18 protein-coding genes, 2 pseudogenes and 1 riboswitch are annotated in these 17,063 nt (G+C 49.1%); of the genes and pseudogenes, 11 read left to right on the top strand and 9 right to left on the bottom strand.

Annotated elements, in window-relative coordinates; all coding sequences use genetic code 11:
* Positions 1-28: 28 nt before the first annotated feature.
* A complete protein-coding gene (locus CELL2_RS00735; protein ID WP_011942840.1) occupies positions 29-544 on the top strand; it encodes a hypothetical protein in 516 nt (171 codons plus the stop codon).
* A gap of 31 nt (positions 545-575) precedes the next feature.
* On the opposite strand, the gene CELL2_RS00730 is transcribed toward CELL2_RS00735, so the two are convergent.
* Positions 576-1,373, bottom strand: a complete 798-nt coding sequence (locus CELL2_RS00730; RefSeq protein ID WP_038033921.1) for a family 1 encapsulin nanocompartment shell protein — start codon at positions 1,371-1,373, stop codon at positions 576-578.
* 14 nt (positions 1,374-1,387) lie between these two features.
* The gene (locus CELL2_RS00725) at positions 1,388-1,732 is read right to left on the bottom strand and encodes an encapsulin-associated ferritin-like protein (protein WP_004080895.1); all 345 of its coding nucleotides are present in this window, start codon (positions 1,730-1,732) and stop codon (positions 1,388-1,390) included.
* A 102-nt stretch (positions 1,733-1,834) separates the two neighbouring features.
* Positions 1,835-1,945, top strand: a riboswitch (TPP riboswitch).
* Between the two features lie 50 nt (positions 1,946-1,995).
* Between CELL2_RS00725 and CELL2_RS00720 the strand changes: the two genes are divergently transcribed.
* From CELL2_RS00720 to CELL2_RS00690, 7 genes and pseudogenes are all read left to right on the top strand, one after another.
* Positions 1,996-2,742: a sulfide-dependent adenosine diphosphate thiazole synthase gene (locus CELL2_RS00720; RefSeq protein ID WP_004080893.1), complete on the top strand. Its 747-nt coding sequence runs from the start codon at positions 1,996-1,998 to the stop codon at positions 2,740-2,742.
* A 4-nt stretch (positions 2,743-2,746) separates the two neighbouring features.
* The gene (gene thiC, locus CELL2_RS00715; protein WP_004080892.1) at positions 2,747-4,021 is read left to right on the top strand and encodes a phosphomethylpyrimidine synthase ThiC; all 1,275 of its coding nucleotides are present in this window, start codon (positions 2,747-2,749) and stop codon (positions 4,019-4,021) included.
* A complete protein-coding gene (locus CELL2_RS00710; RefSeq protein WP_004080890.1) occupies positions 4,018-4,764 on the top strand; it encodes a sugar phosphate isomerase/epimerase in 747 nt (248 codons plus the stop codon). Before thiC ends, CELL2_RS00710 begins: the two co-directional genes overlap by 4 nt.
* Positions 4,764-5,959, top strand: a pseudogene (locus CELL2_RS00705) (thiamine-phosphate synthase family protein). Before CELL2_RS00710 ends, CELL2_RS00705 begins: the two are co-directional and overlap by 1 nt.
* A gap of 4 nt (positions 5,960-5,963) precedes the next feature.
* Positions 5,964-6,377, top strand: a complete 414-nt coding sequence (gene queF, locus CELL2_RS00700) for a preQ(1) synthase (protein WP_004080885.1) — start codon at positions 5,964-5,966, stop codon at positions 6,375-6,377.
* Entirely contained in the window at positions 6,361-6,999 is a 639-nt protein-coding gene (locus CELL2_RS00695; protein WP_011942836.1) for a queuosine precursor transporter, read from the top strand. The genes queF and CELL2_RS00695 overlap by 17 nt, the downstream gene beginning before the upstream one ends.
* A 5-nt stretch (positions 7,000-7,004) precedes the next feature.
* Positions 7,005-7,757, top strand: a complete 753-nt coding sequence (locus tag CELL2_RS00690; protein ID WP_011942835.1) for an ABC transporter ATP-binding protein — start codon at positions 7,005-7,007, stop codon at positions 7,755-7,757.
* Positions 7,758-7,797: 40 nt separating this feature from the next.
* Here CELL2_RS00690 and CELL2_RS00685 read toward each other — a convergent pair whose 3' ends face one another.
* Positions 7,798-9,027, bottom strand: a complete 1,230-nt coding sequence (locus CELL2_RS00685) for an RNA-guided endonuclease TnpB family protein (RefSeq protein WP_011942834.1) — start codon at positions 9,025-9,027, stop codon at positions 7,798-7,800.
* 162 nt (positions 9,028-9,189) lie between these two features.
* Here CELL2_RS00685 and CELL2_RS00680 point away from each other — a divergent pair, with 162 nt between their 5' ends.
* The gene (locus CELL2_RS00680) at positions 9,190-10,548 is read left to right on the top strand and encodes a hypothetical protein (protein ID WP_235231246.1); all 1,359 of its coding nucleotides are present in this window, start codon (positions 9,190-9,192) and stop codon (positions 10,546-10,548) included.
* Here CELL2_RS00680 and CELL2_RS00675 read toward each other — a convergent pair.
* Positions 10,465-11,277: a PfkB family carbohydrate kinase gene (locus CELL2_RS00675; RefSeq protein WP_038033932.1), complete on the bottom strand. Its 813-nt coding sequence runs from the start codon at positions 11,275-11,277 to the stop codon at positions 10,465-10,467. The two genes, CELL2_RS00680 and CELL2_RS00675, sit on opposite strands and share 84 nt — an antisense overlap.
* A 49-nt stretch (positions 11,278-11,326) precedes the next feature.
* Between CELL2_RS00675 and CELL2_RS00670 the strand changes: the two genes are divergently transcribed.
* Together CELL2_RS00670 and CELL2_RS00665 are read left to right on the top strand one after the other, a co-directional pair.
* Positions 11,327-12,343: a DUF1611 domain-containing protein gene (locus tag CELL2_RS00670; protein WP_038033935.1), complete on the top strand. Its 1,017-nt coding sequence runs from the start codon at positions 11,327-11,329 to the stop codon at positions 12,341-12,343.
* Positions 12,337-13,020: a 2-phosphosulfolactate phosphatase family protein gene (locus CELL2_RS00665; RefSeq protein ID WP_038033936.1), complete on the top strand. Its 684-nt coding sequence runs from the start codon at positions 12,337-12,339 to the stop codon at positions 13,018-13,020. The genes CELL2_RS00670 and CELL2_RS00665 overlap by 7 nt, the downstream gene beginning before the upstream one ends.
* Here CELL2_RS00665 and fabD read toward each other — a convergent pair.
* The 5 genes and pseudogenes from fabD to fabF all read right to left on the bottom strand — a co-directional run bounded on the left by fabD (position 12,998) and on the right by fabF (position 16,972).
* Positions 12,998-13,879 (bottom strand): ACP S-malonyltransferase, encoded by an 882-nt coding sequence (fabD, locus tag CELL2_RS00660; protein WP_011942829.1) that lies wholly within the window; start codon positions 13,877-13,879, stop codon positions 12,998-13,000. The genes CELL2_RS00665 and fabD overlap by 23 nt on opposite strands.
* The gene (locus CELL2_RS00655) at positions 13,876-14,385 is read right to left on the bottom strand and encodes a biotin transporter BioY (RefSeq protein ID WP_011942828.1); all 510 of its coding nucleotides are present in this window, start codon (positions 14,383-14,385) and stop codon (positions 13,876-13,878) included. The genes fabD and CELL2_RS00655 overlap by 4 nt, the downstream gene beginning before the upstream one ends.
* The gene (gene fabK, locus CELL2_RS00650) at positions 14,382-15,326 is read right to left on the bottom strand and encodes an enoyl-[acyl-carrier-protein] reductase FabK (RefSeq protein WP_038033949.1); all 945 of its coding nucleotides are present in this window, start codon (positions 15,324-15,326) and stop codon (positions 14,382-14,384) included. The genes CELL2_RS00655 and fabK overlap by 4 nt, the downstream gene beginning before the upstream one ends.
* Positions 15,323-15,736, bottom strand: a complete 414-nt coding sequence (fabZ, locus tag CELL2_RS00645) for a 3-hydroxyacyl-ACP dehydratase FabZ (RefSeq protein WP_004080862.1) — start codon at positions 15,734-15,736, stop codon at positions 15,323-15,325. Before fabZ ends, fabK begins: the two co-directional genes overlap by 4 nt.
* Positions 15,733-16,972, bottom strand: a pseudogene (fabF, locus tag CELL2_RS00640) (beta-ketoacyl-ACP synthase II). Before fabF ends, fabZ begins: the two are co-directional and overlap by 4 nt.
* Between the last annotated feature and the right edge of the window lie 91 nt (positions 16,973-17,063).

Below are 17,063 nucleotides of genomic sequence, written 5' to 3'. Positions count from 1 at the left end.
CCCTTTTGTTTTATAGGGAGGTGAGGAGATGAGGATTGCTGCAGGAGCTCCTGTCCTTGCGTCGGGAAGGTTCAAGAGAGTGGGCTTGAAGAACGGATACACGCTTTTGGTGGATAGATCTGCTGTTCTCCCGGAAGAACTTTCATTGAACGGATCTCCCCTCGAAAAGAACGGAGCGATCCTCGTGGATGCTCTCAAAGAGTCTGATTTTGCTCTGGAAAGAGATGGGAAGTTCTTCCTGAAGATATCACAGCCGATCGTGGTTCATTTCTTTGAAGGCATAAGTGTTAAGATCTTCCCTGAACTCACACCGTCTGTGTGCGTCACCGGAGTATTCGCTGGTGGGAAAGGAATACTCGTTCTTGGAAAAGAGGAAGCGATATGCGACAGGGTAGTAGATTCGTTTGAAGATTCCGTGAGAAACTCCTATGACATTCCAAAGTTCTTGAAAGATGTCAGAGAAAATTCTGGAATATTGGGAATAGTTGCGATTGCGGGGAAAGTAGTGGGAACGTGGGCGAAGGGAAAACTGGACGTTCTTTGATCGAAAGGTCCGCTCCGAGGAGCGGACCAGATCAGAACTTTAGAAGAATCAAAGCCTCCGGGTTGACAACCTGGAAGGTGAACGTCTCCGTTATGAAAAGCCTCACCGCGTCTTTTTCTCTGTCTTCGTACCCTATCGAGAGATCCTGTCCGAGGATCAATTTGAAATCTCCTCCACGTTCGGAAACGACGAGGGCATCCTCGATCCTCGGTGTGGTTATGATCTTGCCACCCCTGAGGCATTCTTCCACTCTCTTCTCGAGGGGGTAATGCCCTGCCTCTTCCTTCAGGAAGTTGATCCATCTGTCCGTGTTTATGACGAGTGTGTAAGGGCCCTCTATACCATCTTTTGAGAAGATCGAAAGAGCCCTCACTATGGCTTCGAGGAGGTCTTTTGATGTGCTTCCACACTCGATTTTCCTCTCCTCGAAGGAAAGAAGGCCTTTCACACCCGATTTTTCACATCCTCTGAATATCACTTCGTCTTCAAATTCCGCAACCTTTCTCACCGTTTCTTCTAGGCTGGAAAGATCCACGTTCGGTTTTCCTCTCTCGAGGTTGTCGAGTTCCCACAGATCGAGAGTGAACGTTGCCCTCAGTTCGATGAGCGGCAGAGACTTCCTCAATCCCCACTTCACCACTTCGTTCTCGTCTGAAAGCACCTCAACTTCCCCGAGTGGATGGGCAGCGTACTCCCAGCCGTAGGGACCTTCCACATCGACGAATTTCCTTCCGTAGAGCTGTGTTTTGAAGATCTCTCTTGCTCTGTTGTCTATCTCCTGCCACTGTTTTTCTGTCAGAGGAGCAAAGGATCTTTTCAGAAATTCCATGTTCACCACCCCTTTCAGAGCTTCCTTATGCCGAGGTCTCCACCCGTGTTTTCTGATCCACCGGACGTTTCTTCTTCGATTTCTGTGATCGGCTTGTCCGTGAACAGGTAAGTTCTGAGTGCCTCATCCCAGCCGGGCATGTTCCTTCTCAGCCACTCAAGTAGCATTGCTGCGTGCTCCATCTCCTCGTCTCTGTTGTGTTCGAGTATTTTTCTCACGGTTTCGTCTTTCGTGGTGACAACCCTCTGATGGTACCAGGCGACCGCCTCTATCTCTTCTTTCAGGCTGTTCAGAGCTCTCACGAAATCCCTGTCCTTCCCCGTGAGTTCGGAAACTGGTTCGTGGTACTGATCTGCCATTTCCTTTCACCTCCGTTGAACGCTTTCTAAAATGAAACCTCCATTTAAATTGTATCACACAAAAATCCTTTAAAATTGAGATTGAAAAAATGAATATCGAAAACCTTCCCCAGGGGGAGCTCCTATTCCGGGGCTGAGAGGAGGACGGAAGTCCTCGACCCCAAGAACCTGATCCGGGTAATGCCGGCGGAGGGATCGGGGAAGGAGGAAATAAAAAACCTCCGCTCGGCGGAGGTTTTTATTTTTACTAAGGAGGTGTGTCTATGAGAGATGTGTTGATTTCCAGACTCATCGTTGAGAGGTATTTTGAAAAACTCAGAAATAGTCTGGAGCTGGATGTTGCGATCGTGGGAGCGGGACCGAGCGGTCTCACGGCAGCGTACGAGCTGGCAAAGAATGGTTTCAGAGTGGCTGTGTTCGAAGAGAGAAACACCCCGGGAGGCGGTATCTGGGGTGGAGGAATGATGTTCAACGAGATCGTGCTGGAGAAAGAACTCGAGAACTTTCTGAAGGAGGTAGAAATCGAATACGAAGTGAAAGAAGACCACATAGTGGTGGATTCCGTGCATTTCGCTTCGGGACTTCTCTACAGAGCAACGAAGGCAGGAGCCATTGTCTTCAACAACGTTTCGGTTGAAGATGTGGCGGTCCAGAACGGTAGGGTCTGTGGAGTGGTGGTGAACTGGGGTCCAACGGTGAGACTCGGGTTGCACGTCGACCCCATAACAGTGAAGGCTTCGTTCGTTGTGGATGGCACCGGTCACCCCGCGAACGTGGTTTCACTTCTTGCAAAGAGAGGTCTCGTAGAGATGAAAACAGAATTTCCTATGGACGCCGATGAAGCGGAAAAATTCGTGGTAGATAACACCGGTGAGATCTTCCCGGGGCTTCTCGTCTCAGGGATGGCGGTCTGCGCTGTTCACGGCGGACCGAGGATGGGTCCCATCTTCGGTGGAATGATTCTGTCCGGTCAGAAAGTGGCGAGAATCGTGAGTGAAAGGTTGAGGTGATATCATGACCCAGATGGAAATGGCCAGAAAGGGTGTTGTTTCCGACGAGATGAAAAAGGTGGCGGAGTACGAGGGAGTGGATGTCGAGATCGTCAGGCAAAAACTTGCGGAAGGCAGAGCGGTTCTTCCAAAGAACAAACTCCACAGGATAGAAAGGCCAATGATCGTTGGAGAAGGTTTCAGTGTGAAGGTGAACGCGAACATAGGAACCTCCCAGGGATTTTCTTCGCTCGAAGAGGAAAAGGAAAAGGCAAGAGTGGCGATAGAATACGGTGCTGACTCCCTCATGGTCCTCTCCACGTGGGGGGACCTGAGGGAGATCAGAAGGGCCATCGTGGAGATGTCGCCCGTTCCAGTTGGTTCGGTGCCCATATACGATTCCGCCGTGAGGAGTTACCAGATGAAAAAGAACGTGGTGGATTTTTCGGAGAAGGACTTCTTCGATATGGTCATAGCACACGCGGAAGATGGCATAGACTTTATGACGATCCACGTCGGTGTGACGAGAAGGGTGCTTGATAGGATAAAAAGTTCAAGGCGGGTTTTGAAGATCGTGAGTAGAGGCGGAGCGATCATCGCGGGATGGATGATAAAGAACAACAAGGAAAATCCGTTCTACGAACACTTCGATGAACTCTTGGACATCGCAAAAGACTACGATATCACTCTGAGTCTTGGCGACGGCATGAGACCCGGAGCTGTGGTGGACGCGAGCGACGCCCAGCAGTTCGAAGAGCTATTCGTGATGGGAGAACTCGTGGAGAGAGCGAGGGAAAAAGGGGTCCAGGTGATGCTGGAAGGGCCGGGGCACGTTCCTCTGAACGAGGTGGAGATGAACGTGAGGCTCATGAAAAAGATCGGAAAAGGAGCCCCCATCTTCCTTCTGGGACCTCTTCCAACGGACAGAGCCATGGGCTACGATCACATAGCCTGCGCGATAGGTGGTGCGCTGGCTGGCTACTACGGAGCCGATTTCCTCTGTTATGTGACTCCTTCAGAGCACATCTCGCTTCCGGATGTTGAAGACGTGAGAGAAGGTGTGATAGCCTCTAAGATAGCGGCTATTGTCGCGGATGTGGCGCGCGGAAACAAAAAAGCCTGGGAGCTTGAGAAAAAGATGGCCCTCGCAAGAAAGAACTTCGACTGGGAGACGATGTTCAGCCTTTCGCTGGGAAAGGACGTTGCGAAGAAGAAATACGAGGAAAGACCGTACCCCGACAAAGGCTGTTCTATGTGTGGACCATTCTGTGCGATAAAGATAGCGGAGGAGTTCTCTTGAGAAAAGGTGTATCCACGAGCATCATAAGAAGCAATCCCGATCTGCTTGAAGCACTCCCGAAAGCAGAACTTTACGAACTGGGTTTTTTCAAGGCGGAAGACCTCGAGAAGGTCCTCCGCTTTTTTCACGACAAAAATTTTGGAATCCACGCTCCTTTCATCTACAGATACAGATACCACCATCCGAATCCGACCTCTCTGAACGAGGAAGAAAGAGAGGACACCTTTTCTGTGAACAAAAAATGCGCTGAGCTTGCCAGGAAGATCGGCGCAGAATACATGATAATTCACTTCCCAAATGCCCTTCAGAAAGAAAACTGGCTTTCTGTTTACAGAGAGGTGGAGAGAGAATTCTCCGAGCTTGCGGGTGTCATCAGCGTTCGAGTGGAGAACGTTTATGGAAACGATCATTTCCACTCCGCTGAAGATTACAGGACCTTTCTTGAAAACACAGGTTGCAAGATGTGCGTTGACATCGGCCATCTTCTTCTAGACGCTGAGGTTTACGGTTTTTCTCCCATCGAATTCATAGAAAAACTCTCTGATTTTGTAGAAGAATTTCACATTTACTACGCGGATTTCGAAACCTACAAAAAATGCCATCACGCTCCCTGGGGTGAATCGAAAGAGTTTCTTGAAGTGCTGGAGTTCATAAAGGATTTCGACGCGGATTTCGTTCTGGAGCCGACACCGGAATGTGAAGAAGGTCTGGAAAAACTCTTCGAATACTGGAGGGATCTCTAATGGTTCTTGTAGTTGCGGGTTTCGATCCTTCGGGAGGTGCGGGGATAATTCAAGATGTGAAGGTTCTCTCGGCTCTCGGTGTGAAAACTCATGCGGTGATCTCAGCTCTGACCGTGCAGAACGAAAACCGGGTGTTTTCAGTGAACTTCAGAGACTGGGAAGAAATGAGAAAAGAAATAGAAGTCCTGACACCTCCGCGGGTGATAAAGGTAGGACTCTCTGCACCGGAGACGGTGAAAAGACTGAGGGAAATGTTCCCGGATTCAGCGATCGTCTGGAACGTGGTACTCGAATCGTCCTCGGGTTTCGGGTTTCAGGATCCGGAGGAAGTGAAGAAATTCGTGGAATACGCTGACTACGTGATCCTGAACAGTGAAGAAGCGAAAAAACTCGGTGAATACAATAACTTCATCGTCACTGGCGGGCACGAAAAAGGCAACACGGTGAAAGTGAAATATAGAGATTTCGTTTTTGAAATTCCCAGAGTTCCTGGAGAGTTCCATGGAACAGGTTGTGCCTTTTCCAGTGCCGTTTCGGGATTTTTAGCGATGAGCTATCCGGTGGAAGAGGCCATCAGATCCGCCATGGAACTTTTGAAAAAAATTCTTGAAAGATCCTCAGGTGTGGTGGAGACGGAAAAACTCCTTCGGGACTGGTACAGGTACGACACTCTGAACACACTCGATGAGATTCTTCCAGAGTTCCTCGAGATCGGCCATCTCACGGTGCCGGAGGTGGGGCAGAACGTTTCCTACGCTCTCCCGTGGGCGAAGAACGAATTCGAGGTGGGAAAGTTCCCCGGAAGGATAAGACTCAAAGAAGGAAAAGCGGTGGCGGTGTCCTGTGCTTCTTTCAAAGACAGATCTCACACGGCACGTATGGCTGTCACGATGATGAGGTATCATCCTCATATGAGGTGTGTGGTGAACGTTCGCTACGAAAGAGAGTACGTTGAAAGGGCAAAGAAAAGAGGGTTGAAGGTTTTCCACTACGATCGGTCGAAAGAGCCGAAGGAGGTTCAGGAGAAAGAGGGGCAGTCCATGGTGTGGATGATCGAACAGGCGATAGCGGAGTTGAAATCACCTCCAGATGTGATATATGATGAAGGTTGGTGGGGAAAAGAAGCGATGATAAGGGTGTTCGGAAGAAATCCAAAAGAGGTTCTTGAAAAATAAAACTCATGGTAAGGGAGTGATCCTATGCCGAAGGCAGAGGGAAGGATCTTCGACTTCAAAGGGCACGATGCGATAAGGACAGACTTTCTCGAAGCGATCGATTTCGATGGAAAAGACGAGTACATAAAGATAGAGACCGACGAGTTCTCCGCAGTCTGTCCCTTCTCCGGTCTTCCAGACATCGGGAGAGTGATCATAGAGTATTACCCGGACGGTGGAAAGATCGTCGAACTCAAATCTTTGAAGTACTACTTCGTCAGCTTCAGAAACGTTGGTATATACCAGGAAGAAGCAACGAAGAGAATCTACGAAGATTTGAAGAATCTTCTCAAAACCGACCGAATCAGGGTCACGGTGATCTACAACATAAGGGGTGGCATAAAGACAACCACTCAGATGGGTTCACTGGAGGGGAAAAAGAGTGGAGAAGTCGAATGAAAAGCTCATTCTCCTGACGGGAATATTCGTCTCTGCTTTGACCATATCCAACGTGATCGCAGGAAAACTGGTGAACATAGGGCCTTTCCTTGTCCCGGTGGCGGTTTTGTGTTACCCTATCACGTTCGCCGTAACGGATATCGTATCGGAAGTCTATGGGAAAAGAACAGCCCAGAAGATGGTCTGGACGGGATTCTTCACGTCTCTGATCTTGGTGATCTACTCCCAGATTGCGGTTTTCTATCCTCCCGCTTCCATCTTTGCGAACAATGAGGCCTTCGTGAAGGTTTTTGGATCAACTCCGAGGATCGTGCTCGCAAGTATTCTGGCTTACATCATTTCACAAACTCACGACGTCTGGGCCTTCCACTTTTGGAAGAAAGTCACCAGAGGATCACACCTGTGGCTCAGGAACAACCTGTCCACGATGGTCTCCCAGTTCATAGACACGCTCACCTTCATCACCGTGGCGTTCGCTGGAACGATTCCAGGGAACGTGCTTGTTCAGATGATCTTTTCCCAGTACGTGGTGAAGCTGATCATGGCACTGATCGACACACCCTTTGTGTATCTTGGGGTGAAACTGATCAGCGGCCAGTGGACAGTGAAAGAAGGGAGCTGATTTCTTTGATAGTTGCAAGGGGGCTAACCAGGAAGTTCGGGGATTTCACCGCGGTCGATCACATCGATCTTTCGGTGAGGCCGGGGGAGATATACGGCTTTTTGGGACCGAACGGTGCGGGGAAAACCACCACAATAAAGATGCTCACCGGAGTTTTGAAACCAACGGAAGGAGAAGTGGAAATCCTCGGCATGAAAATGAGCACCCACGAGATCGAGATAAAGAAGAGTATCGGTGTGATACCGGACGAGCCAAAGATCTATTCGCATCTGACGGGGAAGGAGTTTCTGGATTTCATCATCGAGATCTACGATCTGAAAGAAGAAGAGATCGATAAGAGGATAGCGGAGCTCTGCGAAGCCTTCAAAGTGGATTACCTCGGAAAAAGAGTAGGTGAGATGTCCCACGGTATGAAACAGAAGCTCATGCTGGTCAGCGTTTTCATGAGGAGGCCGAGAGTGATATTTCTCGATGAACCGACGGTAGGGCTCGATGCGAAGAGTGCAAGGATATTGAAACTCCTTTTGAGAAAGTACGCTGACGAGGGAGCCGCAATATTTCTCACCACCCACATATTGGAGATCGCAGAAAAGATGTGCGATAGGATAGGCATTATAAACAAAGGCAGACTGATAGCGGAAGGTACCATGGAAGAGCTCAGAAAGCTCGCCGGTCAGAAAGAAGCCAGTCTGGAGGATCTGTTCCTCCAGCTCACCGCGGAGGGAGAAGAGATAGAAGAGATCATGAAGGAGCTGTGAAAGTCAGCTGCCCTCCCCCTGAAGGAGGGCTTGCTCTACCTCACGAGGAGGGAGCATTAGGCCGGCTGACATCGGCCCTTAAGAGATTTTCAAGATTGACCTGCTGGTCTTTGGCAAGAACTTTTAGAGCTATGTTGATTGCACCAACTATGTCTGCGTGTTCTTCGTAGCCGCAGTTTTGACATATAAAACGCTCTCCATGGTCTGGTCTGTTTTCTTTAGAGACGTGACCACACACAGGACATGTCTGAGATGTATATGCTGGATCGACCTTCTCGGACTGAACTCCATAGTAGAGCTTTGATTTGTACTCTATCTTCTGCTGAAGACTTGCAAATGGCCATTGCTCTGACTGTCTTCTTGCTTCCTTGTCTTTACCACGGTAGGTGATTCTGTTGGCTTTGATGTAAGTAAGGTCTTCGAGAACGAACTTGGCACCAGGATGGTTTGTGATGAGCTTTTTTGCAATGATGTGCAGTACGTTCTCAGTGAACCGTTTCTCTCGCCTGCTGATCCTGGCAAGTTTTCTCTTAGCAGAGCGAGTGCCTTTTGACATGAGCTCAGAGCGCAGACGCTGATAGTGTTGTTTTCTTTGTTTGAACTCTTCAGGAAGGTCTATCAAATACCTGGTGCCTCTGGTAGAAGCAACAGCAACAATGTGTCTTTCTCCAACGTCAACACCGACGATTTCTTTCGGTGGCTGCTCCTGAACTTCAAGTGTTACGGGAACAAGCAAGAAAAAGGTTTTGGATGATTTGTCGTAAGTCAGTATCGGATCGCCGATCTTGCCAGACTCGAGGTACTCAAAGTGTTTGGACCAGCCTTTCATCGGGATCCATTTGATTCGTCCTTGAAGCGTGGACAAAGAAGCATGCCACTCTCCGTTGACTTTTTTGAAGCTTGCAGTTCGGTTGTATGTGTATTTGACGATCAGGCTCTTTCGCTTCGGTGGTTTATCCCAGAATTTCTTGACTGCTTTCGAATCGGGTTTTCGACGCTTGAGTTCTTTGAACTGAGCCCAGAGAGTTTTGTACATTGCAGAAACGTCTCTGTTCACATTGATGGCTATTTGAGCTGGAAGGCTGAACTTTTCACGAATTGTGCTGTAGTAAAGTCTATGGAGCTTTTTAACGTTCGTCGATTTATCCTTGAAGTTTTGTTCGAGCACATAGTTGACGGCGTTTGTGTAAGCCGTCGCAATATCCAGGAACTGCTGTTTTTGGTCTTTGCTAAGTTCAAGTTTGAATCTACAGGTCAGAGTTACAGTCATTTGTTCAATCACCTCGTCTATATATTAACACTATTGAATCTGGAGGTGGTACACATGTCTGCTTCCTCCCAATCCCCTAAAGGGGATGGGTCTCCGCAGACAATTTCTATGAGAAAACTTTCTGTTTTGCTCAGATACGCTCCGGCTCGTGGGAGGAAAGGGTTGTACTCTGTTCTCATCTCCGTTTTGATGACAGGTTTTCTGTTCTACTCGCTCATGGGGAACAATTTCAAAGCGATACTCGAAGAGTTCGGAGAAGAAGCCTTCTCTGCTTCACTTTCTTTTTCGACCACCATGTTTTCTGTGATGTTTCTTCTCGGGGTGTCTTTTTATCTTTCCAATTCGTTCGTTCTGGAGGGAGAGATCGAGTTTCTGCTCACCCTTCCCATTGAAAGGAGCACGATAGTGATCTATCAGTTGTTGATATCCCTCTTCTATCAGTCCTTCATTCTCATAATGATGGTTCTTAATTTCTTCATGTATTCTCTTTTGATGAACAACTGGATGCCCTTCGTCACCGGAGTGTTTCACACCGTTTTTCTGCTCCTCGGGGGAGCCATTCTTTCAGTTCTGTTTGGAAGGCTCTTGAGAACCTCGCTGTCACGGAAGCTTTACTCGCTGATTCAACTTCTTGCCGTGTTCCTGTTTCTGATACTCGTCAACCTCCCTGATTTCTCCGTATCTTTTGGAAGATGGTTCATCTCAAACTGGAACGTTTTCGCGTACGCTGTTTTTTCAAGGGAAAATCCGATCTTTCTTCTCTATGAAATTCTGATATGTCTTGGAACTTTCCTCGTCTTTCGGGTGATTTCCACAACTGTCGTGTTCGAACCTGTTCTGCGTAAAGAAAGAATGCCCGCTGAAAAACCCACGAGGTTTCCGGGTAAGGGGTTTTTCAAGAAGGATCTCATCACGCTCCTCCGGGAAGAAAGATCGCTCTACCTTCTTTTGTACCCAATCGGTTTTGGTGTTCTCATGACGTTCGTTGGAAGTCCCGATTTTGGGTTGATCTTTGCAATTGGTATCGCGGCGCTCTACAATGCGACGATGAGCGCTATGTTGTGGAGAAAGGAAATGGAAGTGTGGCCGCTTCCGAAGGTTTTACCCGTCAAGACGAGTGAAGTGATGATTTCGAAGATACTCGTTTCATCTCTGCTGAACTCGGCTGTCGTTTCTGCTTTTGTGATCTTTTTAGCGGTTTATCAGAAGCAGGTGTTCTACATTTTCTTCGCACCGGCGGGTTTGAGTCTGTTTCTTTTCGTCTCGGCTCTTGGGCTACTTCTTTCTAAATGGGAAAAAACTGGAAACCTCACGAATCCGGCGAAGGTCTTTTCTGGTCCTGAAATACTCCTTCTACAGCTTGTGGCCATAGGCGTTGTTGGTGTGCTCGGATACGCTCTTTCAACGGGTTCTCACCTGATGTTCTTCTCGATCCTGTTAGCCACCGTGGTGGGAAGCGTCTTTGGATTCATCTGGGCATTTAAGCGGATCGTCTTCCGCACTGAACGACTCGAGGAATGAGATCCTCTCAAAGGGGGTCACATTTTCTTTTTGACCGAGAATCTGAGAGCACTTCACGGCTTCTTCGAGAATTTCTTTCTTAGACTTTCCAAGGAGAAGATGGTGCACGAAGACGATGTCGAACAGATCTCCCAGTCCGATCGAGTGAGGATAGGAAATGCCGTTTCCTGGAACGTACACTTCTCCCCATCTTGCCCCTTTCGAACCCATCTTCACAACGTCGCACCTTCTGAAAGAACACTCGCGTTCGTTTCCTATCACGAGCGCGTTCAAATCGGTGGTGGCGAATCTTGCACCTGGTCCCACGTCCAGAATCACGTTTTTGGTGTTTTCACAGATCTTTCTTATCGTTTTTTCTGAAATCTCTCCAGTCACGAAAACAAGGTCGTATTCACTCAAAGAAGGCAGTTTCATCTCTTTTCTGTTCACACCTGGGTCAACAGCGAGGGGCTTTCCATTATGGGCAATGAAGATTCCAGTTTTTCCACCTTGAATGGTGAACATGTGTGAAGTATCAAAACTTGCCTTTTTCAGGATTTCTGTTGTTTGTTTTCCTCTCCAGTCATCCCCGATGTTCGAGTAGAAGTCAACGGTGTGACCCAAAAGAAACAGGCCATAGGCCACGTTGAGGCCGGATCCTCCCGGTGATTCCTTTATGGTCGAAGAGTGTGGATTCTCACCGAAGATGAAGATATCCCAGAAAGTACCACCCACAACGGCTATCTTCAAAACGGAAACCTCCCATGGTAGAATCTTTTAAAAAACGGAGGGAAAGAGAATGGATCTCTGGAAATTATACCAGCCCGGCACACCAGCGGCGATCGTGGCGTGGGGACAGCTGGGAACACCTCATGCCAAAACCACCTACGGACTTCTAAGGCACAGCAGACTCTTCAAACCCGTTTGTGTAGTTGCGGAACACGAAGGGAAAATAGCGAGTGACTTTGTGAAGCCCATTAGATACGACGTGCCCGTGGTCTCCTCTGTTGAAAAAGCAAGGGAAATAGGAGCTGAGGTTCTGATAATTGGAGTGTCGAACCCTGGTGGATATCTGGAAGAGCGGATAGCGACACTCGTGAAAAAGGCACTCTCGCTCGGTATGGATGTCGTTTCTGGTCTTCATTTCAAAATCTCACAGCAAACAGAATTTCTGAAGATTGCCCATGAAAACGGTGCGAGAATAATAGACGTTCGCATTCCACCCCTCGAGCTCGACGTTCTCAGGGGAGGTATATACCGAAAGAAGATAAAAGTCGTCGGTGTATTCGGAACTGACTGCGTGGTGGGTAAAAGGACCACCGCTGTTCAGCTCTGGGAAAGAGCTCTGGAGAAGGGGATCAAAGCGGGTTTTCTCGCAACAGGACAGACAGGGATCCTCATAGGAGCGGATGCGGGGTACGTGATCGACGCTGTTCCCGCGGATTTCGTTTCCGGTGTGGTGGAAAAAGCTGTTCTGAAACTCGAAAAAACGGGAAAAGAGATCGTCTTCGTGGAGGGACAAGGAGCCCTGAGACATCCCGCTTACGGCCAGGTCACCCTCGGTCTTCTGTACGGTTCCAATCCTGACGTGGTTTTCTTGGTACACGATCCGAGCAGAGACCATTTTGAATCTTTCCCGGAAATTCCAAAAAAACCGGATTTTGAAGAAGAAAGAAGGTTGATAGAGACTCTCTCTAACGCGAAGGTGATAGGTGGGGTGTCTCTCAACGGAAAATTTGAAACGGATCTTCCTGTTTACGATCCGTTCAACAAAGAAGACCTCGACGAGATGCTGGAGAGGGCAATGGTATGGTAGACGTTGTAATGGCACCATGCTCACCTGTGGAGTGTAGAACGGCGGTTGTGATAGATGTTCTGAGGGCAACTAGCACCATTGTGACCGCTCTTTCGAACGGTGCTTCCGGTGTGATACCCGTGAAAACCATCGAAGAGGCTCTGGAGAAGAAAAAAGAAGGTGTTCTGATCTGTGGAGAGAGAAACGCACAAAAACCAAAAGGATTCGACCTTGGAAATTCCCCTCTAGAATACAGGAAGGAAAAGATATCAGGAAAAACCATCGTTCTCACGACCACAAACGGCACTCAGGTGATAGAGAGAATCAGAAGTGAAGAGATAATAGCGGCTTCTTTTTTGAATTTGTCAGCGGTCGTTGAGTATTTGAAAAGCAAAGAAGACATACTGCTCGTGTGTGCTGGAACGAACGGCAGATTCTCCCTGGAAGATTTTCTACTCGCTGGCGCGGTAGTGAAGAGGCTAAAGCGAAACGATCTTGGGGACGGCGCTCGCGCGGCGGAGAGGTATTTTGAGTCTGTGGAAAACACAAGGGAGGAGATCGAAAAACACTCCTCCCACGCGAAAAGGCTGATTTCTCTTGGATTCGAAAACGATATCGAATTCTGCACGACTGAGGATCTTTTCAAGACAGTACCTACCCTCGTGAACGGTGTGTTCATTCTGAAAGAATTTCCGTGAAGTGCTTTGCGTTCGCTCCCATTCTTCTACACAGGTTTTTCAAAACGGTCTTTGGACCAACTTCAATGAACTCGGTTACTCCCATTTCCTTCATGGTGTCAACCGACTGTTTCCACAGAACCGGCCCTGTGATCTGTTCGATTATGTTTCTCTTTATCTCTTCAGGATTTTCCGTTGGTTTTGCTGTCGAGTTCATAACGATGGGCCATCTCGGCTTTTTGAAGTCCACCTTCTCCACTTCTTCCTTCATTTTCTCCCTGGCGTACTCCAGAAACGGTGTGTGAAACGGGCTTGAAACCATGAGTTCCACGACGCGACGGGCCCCCTTATCTTTGAGAATCTCCATTGCCTTTTCCACCGATTCCTTCAACCCACTGATCACAACCTGATCGTGGGAGTTGTAGTTTGCTATGTAAACTCCTTCGATAGAGTTCACCACTTCCTCTATGTTTTCAATGTTGAGTCCTATGACAGCGGCCATCGTTCCTTTTCCCGGTTCCAGTGCCTTCGACATGTACTCTCCCCTTTTTCTCACAAGATAAAGCCCCGTCTCGAAATCGTAGACCCCTGCCACTGCCAGGGCGGTGTACTCTCCGAGGCTGTGTCCTGCCACAACATCGGGCAGGATACCTCTCTTTTCCAATTCGAGAAAAGCGATGTAACTCGTTATGTAGATCGAAGGCTGGGCGTTCTCTGTGAGTTTCAGTGTTTCTTCGTCACCGTTCATGATCTCCGTGATATCAAAGCCCAGTACCTTTTTCGCTCTTTCGAATATTTCTTTCGAAGACTCGTAAACGGAAAAGTCCTTCGCCATTCCAGAGTACTGCGATCCCTGTCCGGGAAAGACAAACGCTTTCACCGTTCCACCTCCAGTTTCTTGAGCCTCAGCGCTATCAAGGCAGCAACGACCAGTTTTATCAGATCGAACCAGACGAAGGGAACGAATCCCACGGAAATTGCCTTCCTGATGTCGTGAACGTAGAAGTTCAATACAAAGACACCGAGCGCATAGATGATGCAGAGCCCCGCTACTCCGGAAGCGAGATACCAGGCGAAACTTTCCTTCTTTTCAGCCAGAAGGCCGATCACGAACGCTCCGAGGATGAATCCGAAGAGGTACCCACCAGTTGGCCCCACAAGGACCTGCGCACCACCTTTGAAATTCGCAAAGACGGGAAGTCCCATGGCTCCAAGCAGAACGTACGTTGCGACTGCAAGAGTTCCGTATTTCTTTCCCAGAACGTATGCTGAAAGAAAGACGAAGAACACCTGAAGGGTAAAGGGAACAGGCCCCAGAGGGATCGAGATCCATGCCCCCACCACGATGAGAGCTGTGAAAATCCCTGCCTTTACGAGCTGTTTCATCCTCCAATGCACCCCCTCAGCTTCTCCACCGTTTCTTTGAACTCCTTCAGGATATCCTCTATGATCTGCTTCACCGGTTTTATCTCATCGATCAAACCGGCGCTCTGTCCTACCATGAAGGATCCTCTCTCCAGATCGCCTTCAACAACCGCTCTTCTGAGACTTCCCACCAGCATTTCTTCAGCCTGCATGGGGTTTTCAAACTCCATCTCCTGGATCTTCCTCGCAAAGGGAGTTCTGAGAACGCGCGCGGGGTGTCCAAGTTTGGCTCCCGTCACAACGGTGTCTCTTATGGAGGCCTTGACGATCTTTTCTTTGTAAACCGGGTGCACGTCGCTTTCTACACTCGCCACAAACCTGGTTCCCATCTGAACGGCTTCCGCTCCGAGTGCGAAGGCTGCTGCCATACCTCTTCCGTCGGCGATGCCTCCCGCTGCGATCACGGGGATGTTCACACTCCTGGAGACTTTGTTGACGAGAACGAAGGTTGTGACTTCACCTATGTGTCCACCGGACTCCATCCCTTCCGCTATCACCGCATCCGCTCCCGCTCTTTCCACCATCTTTGCCAGAGAGTCGGAAGCGACAACGGGTATCACCTTTGTTCCGTTTTCCTTGAGTTCCCTTATGTACTTCGTTGGGTTTCCCGCACCGAACGTGACGACGGGTACTTTCTCTTCTATGCACACCTTGACGAGATCGTCTGCCCACGGAGACACGAGGATTATGTTCACACCGAAAGGTTTGTCCGTCTTCTGTTTGAGCTCGGAGATCGCTTTCCTCAGGTCGTCCGGTTTCATGGCTCCGGATCCGATGATTCCAAGTCCTCCTGCTTCCGATACCGCTGCTGCGAGGGTGGGAGTTCCCGCCCAGGCCATTCCACCCATGAGGATTGGATGCTCTATTTCCAGAAGATCTGTCACTCTTGTTCTCACGGTCATTTCTTTTTCACCCCCAGCAAAAGCCTGGCTTTCGCCACGATTTTGTCATCGACCTTTGCAACTCCTTCCACCTGAACCGTGCCGAGTTTTTCACCGAGCTTTCTCACTTCGTAGATCAGCCTGTCACCCGGACGTACCTCCTTTTTGAAACGCGCTTCGTCTATTCCAAGAAACAGGGGAATTCCTTCTACACTCTTCAAAAGGAGAATTCCTGCGGTCTGAGCAAGGCCCTCTACGATGAGAACACCCGGGTATATCGGATACTCCGGGAAATGCCCCTGAAAGACGGGATCGGAAATGCTGATGTTCTTGAAGGCGACGATTCTGTCTTCTGATTCTTCTATCACGCCGTCAACGAGGAGAAATGGATACCTGTGCGGAAGGATCGACTTCACGTAATCTATGTTCATGATTCATACCTCCCCACCACGATGGACACGTTGTGCCCGCCAAAACCGAAGGAGTTCTTTATAAAGTTTTTTGATCTCCATCTGAACGGGCTCTTTACCAACAAGACCGGTTCCTTTCGCTTCGTCGATCGGATTGTCAAGGTTCGGCATGCCGTGGACGAAAGAGTTCTGCATCTGAAGGATGGCAAGAACGAGTTCGGAAGCACCGGCAGCACCAAGGAGATGTCCTATAAGGGCTTTCGAAGAGTTTATGGCGACGTTCTTTACATGTTCTCCAAGGACTTTCTTTATCGCTTTGAGTTCCGCTTCATCACCTGCTGGTGTGCTTGTGGCGTGACAGCTCACGTAGTCGATGTCTTCGACAGCCAGACCGGATTCTTTCAGGGCGAGTTTCATGGCTTCTGCTGCCCCTCTGCCCTCCGGATCTGGAGCGCTGAAGTGGTACGCGTCGTCCGTCATACCCACTCCCTTGATCTCCGCGAGAATTTTCGCTCCTCTCGATTTTGCCACTTCCTCGGCTTCGAGTATGAGAACCGCACCGCCTTCACCCATCACAAAGCCGTCTCTGTCTTTATCGAACGGACGGGAAGCACGCTTTGGATCGTCGTTCCTCCTTGAGAGTGCTCTCATGTTGGCAAACCCGGTGATGGGAAGTGGAGCAATCGTTGCCTCGGTTCCCCCGACGACTGCCACATCCGCGTACCCGTGTCTTATGAGGAGAGCACCGAGAGCCACCGCGTGGAGAGAAGAAGCACAGGCGCTCACAGAAGAGAAGTTCGGTCCTTTCAGTCCGTATTCCATTGCAACGACACCGGAAGCCATGTCGATGAGGATCATCGGAATCAAGAACGGACTGACTCTGCCTGGACCCTGACTCAGGAATTTGTTGTTCTCGCTGTCGAGCGTCAGAAATCCTCCCATGCCGGATCCTATGATGGTGGCCGTCCTGTCGGCGTACGACTCGAAGTTTATACCGGCGTCTTCCACGGCTTCTTTCGTGCTGACCAGAGCGAAGTGAACGAAGCGATCTGTTCTTTTGACTAATTTCGGATTTATGTACTCCTCCGGTTTGAAATCTCTCACCTCTGCGGCGATCTGGACGGGAAGGTTAGAAGCATCAAAAGAAGATATTCGATCTATCATTACTTTGGTTTCTCTAAGCCCTTCTAAATTTTTCTCTTTTCCAACACCAAAGGGACTCACGATCCCCATACCCGTGATAACTACCCGCTTCAAAATACCACCTCCTGACAAGAAAATCTGGCATGATTATACCATAATCTCACATCGGGTTACAATCCCGATGTGCTCTCATGTTAAGGAAATG

The organism is Thermotoga sp. Cell2, from assembly GCF_000789375.1.
GTDB lineage: Bacteria > Thermotogota > Thermotogae > Thermotogales > Thermotogaceae > Thermotoga > Thermotoga petrophila.
This window is presented reverse-complemented; position numbering and strand designations above follow the sequence as displayed.

What these genes read in the sequence shown, in the direction of transcription:
- CELL2_RS00735 (WP_011942840.1), top strand. Translation starts at nt 29, where the DNA reads ATGAGGATTGCTGCAGGAGCTCCTGTCCTTGCGTCGGGAAGGTTCAAG.
- CELL2_RS00720 (WP_004080893.1), top strand. Translation starts at nt 1,996, where the DNA reads ATGAGAGATGTGTTGATTTCCAGACTCATCGTTGAGAGGTATTTTGAA.
- fabZ (WP_004080862.1), bottom strand. Translation starts at nt 15,736, where the DNA reads ATGAACATAGATTACGTGAAGTCGATCCTTCCGCACAGGTATCCATTT.
- queF (WP_004080885.1), top strand. Translation starts at nt 5,964, where the DNA reads ATGCCGAAGGCAGAGGGAAGGATCTTCGACTTCAAAGGGCACGATGCG.
- CELL2_RS00665 (WP_038033936.1), top strand. Translation starts at nt 12,337, where the DNA reads ATGGTAGACGTTGTAATGGCACCATGCTCACCTGTGGAGTGTAGAACG.
- thiC (WP_004080892.1), top strand. Translation starts at nt 2,747, where the DNA reads ATGACCCAGATGGAAATGGCCAGAAAGGGTGTTGTTTCCGACGAGATG.
- CELL2_RS00670 (WP_038033935.1), top strand. Translation starts at nt 11,327, where the DNA reads ATGGATCTCTGGAAATTATACCAGCCCGGCACACCAGCGGCGATCGTG.
- CELL2_RS00655 (WP_011942828.1), bottom strand. Translation starts at nt 14,385, where the DNA reads ATGAAACAGCTCGTAAAGGCAGGGATTTTCACAGCTCTCATCGTGGTG.
- CELL2_RS00725 (WP_004080895.1), bottom strand. Translation starts at nt 1,732, where the DNA reads ATGGCAGATCAGTACCACGAACCAGTTTCCGAACTCACGGGGAAGGAC.
- CELL2_RS00685 (WP_011942834.1), bottom strand. Translation starts at nt 9,027, where the DNA reads ATGACTGTAACTCTGACCTGTAGATTCAAACTTGAACTTAGCAAAGAC.
- fabK (WP_038033949.1), bottom strand. Translation starts at nt 15,326, where the DNA reads ATGACCGTGAGAACAAGAGTGACAGATCTTCTGGAAATAGAGCATCCA.
- CELL2_RS00730 (WP_038033921.1), bottom strand. Translation starts at nt 1,373, where the DNA reads ATGGAATTTCTGAAAAGATCCTTTGCTCCTCTGACAGAAAAACAGTGG.